4 protein-coding genes are annotated in these 13,144 nt (G+C 41.6%); all 4 read right to left on the bottom strand.

What is annotated here, in order from left to right:
- Position 1: 1 nt before the first annotated feature.
- Positions 2-2,938, bottom strand: a complete 2,937-nt coding sequence (locus AAFP14_RS08320) for a CHAT domain-containing tetratricopeptide repeat protein (protein ID WP_341731818.1) — start codon at positions 2,936-2,938, stop codon at positions 2-4.
- Positions 2,939-2,964: 26 nt separating this feature from the next.
- A complete protein-coding gene (locus AAFP14_RS08315) occupies positions 2,965-6,150 on the bottom strand; it encodes a CHAT domain-containing protein (protein WP_341731817.1) in 3,186 nt (1,061 codons plus the stop codon).
- A 560-nt stretch (positions 6,151-6,710) separates the two neighbouring features.
- Positions 6,711-9,944 carry a CHAT domain-containing protein gene (locus AAFP14_RS08310; protein WP_341731816.1) on the bottom strand — a complete coding sequence of 1,078 codons (3,234 nt, stop codon included), beginning with the start codon at positions 9,942-9,944 and terminating at the stop codon, positions 6,711-6,713.
- Between the two features lie 2 nt (positions 9,945-9,946).
- Positions 9,947-12,994: a CHAT domain-containing protein gene (locus AAFP14_RS08305; protein WP_341731815.1), complete on the bottom strand. Its 3,048-nt coding sequence runs from the start codon at positions 12,992-12,994 to the stop codon at positions 9,947-9,949.
- Positions 12,995-13,144: the final 150 nt, after the last annotated feature.

The raw sequence follows: 13,144 nt of genomic DNA, 5'->3' as shown, positions 1-13,144 counted from the left end.
ATTACTTACCGATCGCACAAAATGCCGCCCAATGCCGAGGATTTTCAAATGGTTTGGCTTTATCATCTAACTGATGCAACCTACGACGTAGATTCATTTTCAGAGTAGCATCGAAAAATGTCTCATTTGTTTGCACCCAAGCTGCCAATTCTATCTTATTGATTCCCAGCAACCAGCGCTGGGCTTCATTAAGGGCGATCGCAGCCGCTACTCCCTGCTGAAAAATTTGGTAGAACTTCACCATTAACAAGGCGGTGGACAAATCGCCTACTGACCAGAGAGAGACGATTACACTTTTGACCCCAGCAGCGATCAAACAACGAGATAGCCCAACTACCCCATCTCCAGTAATTTTACCCTGCCCGGTACTGCAAGCGCTCAGCACTACCAGTTCGGCGTTTAGTTTCATCTCGTAGATTTCGCCAGCAGTAAGAAAGCCATTATCTTCGTCGCTGGGAGCAAGAGCGATCGCTCCTGGTATACCTAACTGTTTGATATCGCTTAATAACCCATGAGTGGCTAGATGAATCAATCGTGCTTTGAGCATCTGTCGCACAATCTCTACCTTAGTTGCTTGATGACCTGTGAGCGCTTGAGTATTGAAGAATGATGCGATCGCTTTCGCTTCTGTTTCGGCTCCTGGTAAACGCTCTAAGCATTGAGGTGGTTGCGAGAGAGGGATGATTGGCATTATTGGATTGCCAACTATAAGAGCATCGACGAAATTGTCAGCAGCTTGTCCCTTTTTCTGCTGACAGATCGACTCCAACACCAGAATGGATGGAGCCGTTAGAATCGCGTGTTGTTCGATTAAATAAATACCTGTGGCATCTTGCAGTGCTGTGAAGGGAACAAGAAATAAGGCTTCCTGGGGAATGAAGATTACAGGATCATTGGGTTCAGTAGGAAGAAAGTCAGCAATCGGCTCAATTAGGTATTGATGCAGTTGCCGTAAAGGCGGAGAAATATTTGTAGCTAATGAGATAGCGTCAAAGCTATTACCTGTTGCACCATCGCGCAGCCTTTCCTCGATACCAAGGGATTGACGGGCTTGCAGAACTAGATTTAACAAAACTGAGCGAAATGGGATAGTAGAGGATATATTTAGTGACTGTTCCAGCGGTTTTAAGTTAACTGAGCGAAAGATAATTTCACCACTGGGGCGGATAACCCAAATATAGAGTTCTTGCTCGAAAACAAGTGAATATTCAACGAGAGTTGCATTTTCTGCCTGAGCAATTTTTTGGATTTGAGTAATCGATGGGGTGGGCGCTGTAGTTGAGATTTGCTGTGTTCTTGTGGATAGCCGTTGGTCTAATAACTCTACAAAAGCCCGGGTGCGCCCCCGCTCGGCAATTTCCAGAGCAGTTAATGGTAGATTTTGTGCAACTAAAACGTTTTGCAGCAGGCGGTAAGCAGCGGTCTGCGTATCAAAAATTGACACTTTATTGATATCATTTCTACCCAAGTCTTTCCGTATAGATTCCCAGATTTCTATTGCCTTATATAGGCTGGTCTCCGCTTTGGCTAATTGACTAGATTCCCAAAAGGCCACTCCTAGATTGTTTAGAGATGCACCCTCTTCAAAGCGAGCGCCGATTTCTCGTGCGATGACTAATTGCTGCTCGTAATTCTGAATGGCTTGCTGGTATTGCCCTAAAGCGTAGTAAGTTAAGCCCAAATGACCCAGACAACTAGCTTCTCCACGGCGATCTCTTATCTCCCTAGCAATAGCTAGGGAATTTTCGTGATTCTCAATAGCCTGTTTGTATTGATGGTGGAAGTAGTACACGTTGCCCAGATTGCCCAGACAAGCAGCTTCCCCCGAACGATAGCCTATCTGGCGTGCAATGGCTAGCGACTGCTCATACTTACTAATAGCTTCTTGGTATTGGCTTTGGGCGTAGTAAGTCAAGCCCAGATTTCCCAGAGAAGTTACTTCTCCAAGGCGATCGCCTATTTCTCGCACGATAAGCAGTTGCTGTTCGTAATTGCTAATTGCCCGTCCATACTGCCCTAAAGAACGATAAGTCAAGCCAAAATTTCCAAGAGCACTGGCTTCCCCAAGGCGATCGCCGACCGCTCGTGAAATAGTTAGATTCTGCTCGTGATAATCAATCGCCTGCTGGTATTTTCCCACACAGTGGTAAACCAAACCCAGATTGCCCAGGGTTTTAGCTTCCCCACAACGATCGTCTATTTCTCGTTTAATCACTAATGATTCTTCATACTTTTCGATAGTCTGTTGATACTTGCCCTCGGAAAAGTAAGCACTGCCCAGATTATTTAGAGAATTGGCTTCCCCAAGGCGATCGTCTATATTTCTTGCAATGACCAGTGACTCGCCATACATTTCAATAGCCTGCAGGTACTTTCCCAAAGAATCATAAGCGGTGCCTAAATTGTTCAGGGCAGTGATTTCCCAACTGGACTTATTTACCTCCCGTGCAATTCCTAGGAACTGTCTGTGACTTTCAAGAGCTTCTTGGTATTTTCCTTGAAAATTGTAAGTGTTGCCTAAATTATTCAGTACAGTCGCTTCTACTTGCCAATTGCCTATTTCTCGTGCAGCTAGTAGAGATTGTTCGTAATATTCAATAGCCTGTTGGTATTTCCATTGGGATTCGTAAGCTCTACCCAAATTGTTTAGAGAATAGGCTTCTCCCTCGCGATCGCCTATCTCCCGCGCAAGAGTCATATCTTGCTCGTGGTATTCAATAGCTTGCTCGTAATTTCCCTGCAAGTAGAAAGTATTACCCAGATTGCCCAGACATTGGGATTCTCTCTGGTGATTCCCAAGCCTTTGATAAAGTGTTAAAGCTTGTTGCCAGCAGTGTAAGGCATCTTGAAATTGATTTGCCTGAAAGTGCTGAGTCCCTCGCTCAAAAAGTTTTTCTGCTTCAGAGTCAGCAGGAGTTGACGATGATATATTGTTCATAGTGTCAGCCACTTATTCATTCATAATTACTGTCCAATCGCACAAAAAGCTGCCCAGTGAAAGGGCGATTTAAAGGGTTGCTCCTTATCTGACATTTTATGTAGTCTGTGGCGCAAACGTATGTTGAGAGTTGCATCTAGAGAGATTTTATTTTCTGAAATCCATTCTTGCAGTTCTTTTTTGGTCAGGTTTCGCAGCCAAATTTGAGCCTGGTTGAGGGCGATAGCTACGGTCTCATACAACGACATATTTTGATAGAACTTAATCATTAAAAAAGCTGTTGATACATCTTGAACTGTCCATAAACTGCTGACAACGCTAGGACTTCCTGCATAGAGAAAGCTACTGGGAATCCCCACGTATTCATCGCTGAGGATTTTGTAGTTAGTTAGACCTGTTTCGCAGGCAGAAAGGGTAACAAGACGACATTGAGAAAGGTCGAGGTCAAAAATTTCGCCAAGGGTCAGACGTTCCCCATCTGCTAATAACAGGGCTGAGTCTAAAGGAGATTCAAAATTAAACTCTGCATGACAAGAAAAGTGAGCGCAGTTTGCTAAACCGAGTTGGGAGTTTTGAATGACCTCTCTCGTTCCATTATCTTTAATCTTTACTTCTACAAGAGTGGCTTTTTGGGCAGCATTTTCAATAAAAACATCAGTATGGGAGAAGTAATGCTGGATAGTTCCTACCTCAACAGTTGTATAGCCTAAGTCTTTAGTGGGATTTTGAATAGCCAAGAGGCGATTGAAATTTCGTCTCTCTTGATTGTGAGTTAGTTGCAATAGCTGACAGGAAGGAGCATAGCGCACGCCTCTAGGAAAGCGATCTAGAAGACATCCCCCTTCAGACAAAGGCAAAGCATGAAGGGGTATTAGATGCAAAAAGCGATGGGGAATTAGAATTAGTTGATCGCAACTCGCTGGAAGATAACTCAGGATTTCATCAATATGTATAATTTGAGCAAGGCGTCGGAGGTTTTCTGAAAGTTCTTCAATCCATTGCTGACGATTTTCCTGGTAGTTATGCAAGTATTGCTTAAACCATATTTGCTCCTTTTCAAATTCTTCTCCACCTCTTTCTTCAGTAGGAGAGGATGACCAGATGTAAGGACGCTCAAATTTTGTGGTAATGATAAAAGTGTGAAAACCATGATTTGTGAGATACCACTCAAGGATGGCAGTGCGGTCATCTATAAGAGATAAATTTTCATCTCTGCCTATAATTTCTTCAAAAGAGATCGGCTTAACTTGTTGAGTAATCTTAAATTTATAGTCTATAGGATCAATTTCATTAGTAATCAACTCATCTAGTTGTCTAAGTAATTCATTCAGCCGGTTACGATCTGCCAGCCAAGATGAAGGACTAGCCATCGATTTACTAATTCCAGAAATTAAGTTGGTTGTTCTATTCTGTTCAACAACATCCAGGTTACGTTGTTCTGTCACAATTTCCTGGCGCAATCGCTTTAGGTTATCCAGAACGATTGTTGGGATATTTCCCTTGGGGAATAGGTTACGGGTAGCAAGAAGTTCCGCTAGGTTGCGTGCTTTTATTCGCTCAAGGTATTCAATTGCTTTTTCTACCTGACCAGCTTTGATGCAGGCATATAATATGCCATCGTATACATCAATTCCTTCTGATAAAATGCTCTGGCGTCTGACCTCAGTTCTCGCCCATAGACGGCTTTGCTCGACGGCTTCAATAGCGAGGCGATATATCTCAATAGCTTGTTTCCACTGATTGGCAGCTAAAGCTAAAAAGCCGAGTTGACGTCCAGTTGTAAGGCACTCTAAAGGAAATGCAGTAGCGGTACGAATTTTCAGGGCTTTGCGGAAACACACCATTGCTTTGGCAATCGGCCCTAAATTAACGTAAGTCATTCCTAAATTGCCTTGGACCATCGCCCATCGTTCGGGAAACTCGTCTGTTGTATAGACCTTTAAAGCAGCTCTGTAAGCTTTAATTGCCTGCTTCTGGTTCTCTATCCATGCTTCCTTAACTCGTCCACTAATCTCTTGGTAAGGGTTTTGCGTCCATCCTTTCTCAGAATACTCACTGTAGGTAGCGCCCAGTAGCATTTGAGTCCAAGCCCATTGTTCTGGAAATACTTCAAAGGTGTAAACCTGTAAGGCGGCTTTATATGCTTTAATCGCTTGTTCCTGATACTGCTCCCAGTCCTCTCCAGTATTTTCGCTGTAAGCATTACCCAAATTGTTCTGATTCATCGCCCACTCTTCTGGGAATGTTTCAGGGATATATATTTGCAAGGCAGCTTCATGATATGCAATTGTACGTTCCAAATTGGCGGCTCGATTTCCTCTAATTCGCTCTCTGTATGTAACACCTAAATTGTTTTGGGTCATCGCCCATAGTTTGGGAAATGTTTCAGGGGTGTATATTTGCAAGGCAGCTTCATAAGCCACAATTGCCCGCTCTTGATTCTCTTCCTGATCTCCCCGAATCCGTTCGCTATAGGCATTGCCCAGATTGCTCTGAACCATAGCCCAATATTCCGGTAATGTCTCTTTACTAAAAACAGTGGCAGCAATCTCGTTACCTGTAATAGCAATCTCCAAATTATCAGCTTTGCTACCCAGTGGAAATTGAGCTATTAACAGGCTGAACTCGTTTATAATCTTCGCTATCCATTGGGCTTTTTCTGGCTCTGCTTCCGAAAGATTGGCTGTAGCCCAACGGCGCATCAGTTGTGCAAAATTATTATCCAGTTTGTCAAGATTTGCTTCCAAGAGTGGATACACTACTTCGGGGTCAGTATGACTATCTTCAGTTGCCTGGAGTACCTGTAGCAAAAACACTCCACAAAGATTGTTTTGAACTTCCTCCCATTCTTCTGGGAATGCCTCACGAGTAAAAACGGAAGCAACCACCTTGAAGCCAGTAGTGGCAATTTCCAAAATTCTAGTTGGTAAACCACACTGGAACTGAACCATCAGATTACTGAATTTCCAAATAACTGACGCAAGTTCTTGCGCTACTTCTGAATTTATTTCGTGCAACTTAGTGCTTGCCCAGTTATCCAAAACCTGAGCAAAATTATCATCCAGTTTGTCTAAGTTTAATTGCAGCAGCGAATACACTATTGTTGGATCGTCACTGCTCTTTATAGTTGCCTGTAAGACTTTAACTAAGAACTTGCGCTGTTCATCCAGCGTGATTGCTGAGGTTTCACCTGGTTTAGATATTCTATCCATTTTTTTTTGACAATTTAAAGTCTTACCAATTTGATAAGCAACACGAATGAAAAAATCAATCTCATTCTATACCAGTCCTAAATCAGTCGCAAAATCGATCAAGGTCAGAATCCTTGCAGTGTGAGCATCTTGCTCGCGTATAATGCAAGCAAATCATTTAGGATTGCTATAGTTTCCCATGAGTGCTAAATAGGGCTTGCTGAATAAAAGTAGAAAGCTTGCCAGATAAGGGGTTTAAGCTTTTTTTGCTTGAAAAAGTGCAAGTTATAGGATTATAGAGGCTCAAAACCCTTGCAATGAAAGTTGTTGATTTCTGGATAAATTTGGGATTTTAGCAATAAACCTACTATTTTTTAAGCTGTGTAGCCTCGTTTTTCCACTACGTACACTTTTTCAGCAAGCCCTAAATACTGATGCTGCCTGTTTATAATCTGTACTACTCTCCTCATGAATCAGCTCTATGATAACATTCAAGTGTCGGGTTTTGAAATTATGGTACAGCTCGCTAGCGCATTAATTGAATTCAAATAAGCTTTTTGGAGGTGTTCATTCATAAGCCACTAACCAACCGCACAAAATGCTGCCCAATAAAAGGGCGATTTAAAAGGTTGGACATCATCCTCTAACTTATAAAGACGACGACGCAGATCCATCCTAACGGCTGGTTTCAATGGTAACTGGTTTTCTTCAATCCATATTTCCAAAGCCCTTTTGGTTAAATCCTTTAACCAGAGCTGAGATTGATTGAGCGCCAAACCCACAGTCAAACCATTTTGTAAATTTTGATAAAACCGAATCATCAAAAAAGCACTCGATAAGTCATTCACCCTCCAAAGAGAACTAACTACACTAGAAGCACCTGCAAAAAGGAAACCACTGGGCAAGCCAATATATTCGTCGCTGGTATTCCGAAAATCAATCAATCCGGTTTCGCAAGCAGATAGAGTGACGAGCCGACATTGTTCTAGATTCAGAGTGAAAATGCTATCTAAAGTAAGACACTTATTTAGGTCAAGTACGCCACCATTTTCCACACTGATATAATTTTCTACATCGGATTGTGTCGGTGCAGAATTTAGCTGGGAATCAGCTAGGAGGAGGGCAGATTTGCGCGGTTCCGTTCCGTTAAAGTAGCCGTGACAGCTAAAGTGAGCGCAGTGAACAGTATTAAGAGAAGTATCCTCAACAGCTTCTTTGGTTGCTATTTCCTTTTTGAAAATAGTCCTAGCGTTAAAGTAGTTTTGAATTGCTTCGACTTCTACATCAGCATAACTCAATGGTTTCCCGGAATTAGTTGGGTTTTGAACGGCAAATAGGTGAGTAAATTCTGGGCGTTGTCGAGTTTGAGCGAGTTGCTGTAATTGACAGCTAGGGGCATAGCTGACTCCTTCAGGAAATCTCTCAAAAAGGTTGGAATCTCCCTCAAGTGGCAAAGCATGAAGAGGTAGTAAATGTAAGTAGCGATGGGGAATTAGAATTAACTTGTCGCACTCTGTTGGAATTTGCTCAACAATTTCATCAATATGCAGAATTTTTGCCAACAGATGTAAGCGGGTAGTTAAACGGCGCTGCCAGTGAGATTTTTTGTTACTATAGGCTTTCAGATAGCTGTTTGCCCAATTTGCTAATTTGTTTTGGTTTATTAAATCGGGTGATAAAACGATAGGTTGTTGGGTTTGGTTGGTAATAATGAAGACGAGTAGCTTATCGGTTGTAATGTAAAATTCAACAATTGCAGTGCGATCGCTCAGAGCTAACCGGCATGGGTCAAGCTGAAAACCAGAACCGATTGGCAGATATCGATCTTGCAATTCGTTGCGCTGCTGTCGAAGCTGTTGGAGATGTTGGGCTAAAGTAGTTGGATCTTTTGCGGTGGCATTTTGGAGTTCGTACTGACCGCTGGCGATTTCATCTCGAAGTCGATCTAGTTGAGTTACCACTTCTGCGGGGAAGATAGTGTGGCGATCGCGTGTGAGGATAAGCTCAACTAAGTTTCGGGTTTTGCTGCGTTCAACGTATTCTATTGCTTCTGTAGCATTGTCCAGTTTTAGACAAACTTCCACCATACACCCATAAAGGTTATTCCAATCTTCAGCTAACTTCTGTTTATCTTCTTCTCTATCAGAGCCATAAGTAATTTCATATCGTAGGGACTCAATACTATTAATAGCAGCGAAAAAGGCATTGTAGGCATCAATCCACTGACTCGCTTCTCGGTAGGCTATACCCAGACAAAATTGCGTGTTTATATGGTCTTGGGGGAAAGCTTCATAAGTGCGTACTTCTAATGCTTTACAAAAACAAAAAATTGCTGATTTCAATTTTTCTTTTTCTATATCTTGGCTTTGCCTGCTGTGGTGGTAGGCTAAATAATAAGCAAGCCCCTGATTTTGCTGGCTCTCTGCCCAGTATTGAGGAAAAACTTTGCGGTTGAGTACCTCCAAAGCAGATAAAGAATAGCAAATTGCCTTTTCTAAGTTTTCTTCCTTGTCTCCTTGGATTCGGTAAGTGTAGATTAAACTTAAACTATTTTGACCTCTTGCCCATACTTCGGGAAAATCAGAACGGTTAAATACTTCCAAGGCTATAGAAATATAACTAATGGCTTCTTCCCGATTTGTTGATTTATTTCCCCGAAGGCGATGAAGGTAAGCAGCACCGAGATTGTGTTGAAGCTTTGCCGACTCTTGGGGGAATTTTTCGCGTTTAATAGTTTCCGAAGCAGATGATAAGTAATGGATGGCTTTTTCTAAATTATCAGCTTTGTCTCCTCGGATACGGTGAGCGTAAGCATTACCAAGACTAATTTGAGTTTTTCCCCAATCGTCAGGAAAGTCTTCATAGCTGTACACTTTTAAAGCAGCTAAACCAAATTCAATTGATTTTTCCAAATTATCAGCTTTTTCTCCAAGAATTCGATTTCGATATGCCTCACTTAAATTGGTTTTAATATTTGCAAAATATTGTGGAAATTCTATTTGGGTATGTACGGTCAAAGCTTCATAAAAACATTTAATTCCTAATTCTAAATTTTTTGCTTTCTCTTCCTGAATGCGTTCGAGATATGCAGTTCCTAAACTGTTTTTTGTCAAAGCCCATTCTTTTGGACATTCGTCCCTGTTTTGAATACTTAAGGCTGCTAGGTAATGGTTAATTGCTAATTCTAGATTATCTGGCTTGTCACCTCGAATGCGTTCGCAGTAAGTATTACCCAGATTATATTGAGTATTTGCCCAATTTTGTAAAGATTTTGTCTCCCAAAAAATTTTAGCTGCAATCTCATAGCCTGTTATAACAATTTCTATATTTTCTGCTCGAACTCCTAGTTCAAATCCAAATAAAAAGTTACTGAATAGTCCAATATCCGCTGCTAATTCATGTGCTGCATTAAGAGTTATTTTTTGTAAGATAGAGCTTGTCCATGATTTTAATAAGGACACAAAAGTATGATTAAGTTTATCTATGTTATTCTGAAGTAACAAGTATAAAAATTGCCGCTCGTCGCTAACATGATGAGCTGCCACCAAAACCTGCTTGATTAATGATAAAGAAGCAGATTGCTCTGATGAAAGCTGCATTGCATTAATTAATCTAGTAGCAATATTCATTAAAAAATTAGCTTCATGGAGATGTCCTCTTTTTTTTATAATTTCAGCTTCTTGCTCCAGCTTCTGTATCAATCCAGCATCAATTAAATGTGAATTTTTTATCAAAATCGCCTCCTCTAGCTCAGAAGGACTAATGAGTAACTGGTGAATCAAATTTAGATACGCTTCTTGGCGTTGTTTATCCATAATCATTGACCTACCGCACAAAATGCTGCCCAATAAAAAGAAGACTGAAACGGATATCGATTCTGCCTAAACCGCCGTTGCAGCGACATCTTCAGCGTAGGATTCAACGGCAACTGTTGTTCTTCCATCCACTGTTGTAACTCATCTCCAGTAGCGTCTCGCAACCAGCGTTGAGCTTGATTGAGCCCCACCGCGACGGATAATCCCTGTTGCAAATTATCATAAAACTTGGTTATTAAGAATGTCGTGGATATATCGCTGACTTCCCAAAGAGAACTTACAACGCTGGGAGTACCAGCGTATAGAAAACCACTGGGCAAACCCGTATATTCATCACTGATGCTATCAAGTTCGCTTAAACCTGTTTCGCAAGCTGAAAGAGTAACAAGGCGTGTCTGCTGCAAGTCTAGCGATAAAATTTCTGCTAATGTTAGCAACCCATCTGCTAATTGCAACCCAGATTCTAAGGGCGATACAAAATCAAAAAAGCCGTGACAAGCAAAGTGGATGCAGTGGGCATTTTTTAGACTGTTGTTACTCATTATAGATTTAGTTACTTCATTGCTTTTGAAGACAGACGAGCTCTCAAACTTGCAGGTAATTCCTTGAACTTCGCTATCAGCATAGGCAAGATCGTTTGTAGGATTTTGAATAGCTAAGAGGTTAGTCAAGTTAGGTCGCTGTCGTGCTTCAGCTAGTTGCAAAAGCTGGCAACTGGGGGCGTAACGAACTCCTCCGTAAAATAAATCTATGAGAGTATTCGAGGATACAGGTAACGCATGAATTGGTAAAAAATGCAAATACCGATGGGGGATAAGAATTAACTGATCGCAGTTTTTGGGCAACTGCTTGATGATGCATTCGACGTGCCAAATTTTGGCAAGTCTAGCGAGACGCGGCGTCAGTCGTTCGAGCCAACTATTTTTATCCTCGTAATAATCTTTTAAATATTCTCCTAACCAAGTCGTTAATGCTTCCCATTCTTCTGTACTAGACTGGAATACTGAAAGCTGCCACTGGTTTTCTTCAAATGAGAGAATTTTACGGCTTGCAATCTCACTGGTGTCAAGAAAGGGAGAATGATTTTTCGATGTGAGGATAAATGTGAAAAATTTTCCGTCGGCAATAAACCATTCAATAATCGCTGTGTGGCAATCCAAACTTTTGCATAAAGAAGATAAATCAAAACCTGAACCCACAGCTAAGTAGCGATTTTGTATCTGATTGCGCTGCTGTCGCAATTTCTGGAGACTTTGAGATAAATCTACAGAGTTAGAAGTTCCCCCTAATTGGATGCAGTTTTGTCCTTGTATAATTTCGTCTTGTATCTGTTGTAACTCGTTGGCAACCTCTGGAGGAAAAATGCGGTTAATATCGCGACTGAGAATTAGTTCTACTAAAGTTTGGGTTTTGCTACGTTCAACATAGGCGATCGCTTTTGCAATATAGTACGATTCAGCAACAGCTAACTCAAGACAAACTTCTACTATATTTAAATAAAGGAGATGCCATTCTTCAGCCAACTTGCGCTTAGTAACATCTCCTGAAATAATTTCACCTCGCAAAGATTCTACTATATCGATTGCTACTGCAAAGGCAGAATAAGCTAATTCTAACTGCTTGCTCTCTTGATAAATCAACCCCAAATTAAGTTGAGTTTCGGCATAAAGGTAAGGGAAAGCAACGGCAGTGCGTACTTGTAATGCCGCCTGACAACAATTGATGGCTTTTTCTAAATATTGCTTCCGTTTACCCAGAGTGCCATTGCTGTAAGCCACAGCTAAGGCATTTTGAGTTTCAGCCCAAGATGCTGGAAATTCTGTTTGGGTGTAGATTTGTAGGGCATTCTGATAACAGACGATTGCTTTTTCTAAATTTTCCGATTGTTGCCCTTCAAGACGTTGCCAATATGCGACGCCTAAACTCTTCTGAGTTTCTGCCCATTTTTCTGGAAAATCAGTTGGAGTAAAAATTTGCAGGGCATTTTGCAAATAATTAATAGCACGTTCCAAGTTCTTACTTCGCGTTCCTCGTTGGCGTTCGCTGTAAACTATCCCCAGATTTTTCTGAGTATCTGCCCATTCTTGCCCAAAAACACTACGAGTACGAACCCTAAGACTGCGACGAAAATAAGCGATCGCCTGCTCCAAATTATCAGCCTGTTCCCCCTCAATTCTAGACCTGTATGCTACTCCCAAATTATGTTGTGCCATAGCCCAGTTTATAGGAAAAGCCTTGTAAGTGTAGATTTGTAAGGCGTTTTTGTGACAGATAATTGCCTGCTCTAAGTTAGCCGATCGATCGCCTAAAATTCTAGCACTGTAAGCCGTTCCAAAATTGTTCTGGAGCATTGCCCACTCTTGGGGAAACACCTCTTGAGTGAAGACTCGAAGGGCATTTTGATAGCAAGAGATCGCTTGCTCTAAATTCGCGGATAGCTCGCCGCGAATACGATTGTTGTAAGCGACAGCCAGACTATTTTGCGAGATCGCCCACTGTTCTGGAAACTGGTCTTCAGTAAGCACTTCCAAACCGACTTCATAACCTGCGATCGCGATTTCCAGGTTACTTGCCCTGCTCCCCAAGGGAAACTTAAACATCTGATTGCTAAAGTTAACAAGCAATCCGGCGATTGCAAATCTTGACTCCGGTACTGCAAGGGGTAAAGTGCTAGCTGCCCAGTATTGTATGGTTTCAGCTAAGCGATCGTTGAGCTTATTTAGATTAGGCTGCAACAGGGATGCGATCGCTTGAGGATCGCATTGGCTTTCTAAAATCTTCAACCACACTTCATTCCAAAAAGGCAAGGCAGTCTTGACATTTTCAAGCGCAACCAATTGAGCTGCATAATCTCGCAACGCATAAATCTTTTTAACTCCCTTCAAGTTACCTTGTTCGGCTATGCGATCCGCTGTTTGTTCTAGCATTTCTACCCAGCCATCATCCACCCATTCTCGCCTTTCTTCCAAAATTGCCGATGCGAGATTGGAGTTGTAGCTAAGTAACTCTTGAGTCAATTCCAGATATGCTTGGCGGCGCTGTTCATCCATTATTCACCTATTGTATAAAATCCGACCTATGTTTCATGCTTTACGTTCTGAAAGTAACAGATTTTTGGGCGTTCATAACACCGCGCTAAGAGAATTATTAGTCAGTAATCTAATTCTACTATTGTTTAATTTTACCTGCAACCTTTTTTG

The organism is Microcoleus sp. EPA2 (assembly GCA_020882975.1).
Taxonomy (GTDB): domain Bacteria; phylum Cyanobacteriota; class Cyanobacteriia; order Cyanobacteriales; family Microcoleaceae; genus Microcoleus.
The sequence above is the reverse complement of the archived record's forward strand: the minus strand, read 5'-3'. Positions and strand labels throughout refer to the sequence as shown.

Excerpts from the sequence above, each read along its gene's own strand:
- AAFP14_RS08315 (WP_341731817.1), bottom strand. The coding sequence starts at position 6,150 with ATGGATAGAATATCTAAACCAGGTGAAACCTCAGCAATCACGCTGGAT.
- AAFP14_RS08310 (WP_341731816.1), bottom strand. The coding sequence starts at position 9,944 with ATGGATAAACAACGCCAAGAAGCGTATCTAAATTTGATTCACCAGTTA.
- AAFP14_RS08320 (WP_341731818.1), bottom strand. The coding sequence starts at position 2,938 with ATGAACAATATATCATCGTCAACTCCTGCTGACTCTGAAGCAGAAAAA.
- AAFP14_RS08305 (WP_341731815.1), bottom strand. The coding sequence starts at position 12,994 with ATGGATGAACAGCGCCGCCAAGCATATCTGGAATTGACTCAAGAGTTA.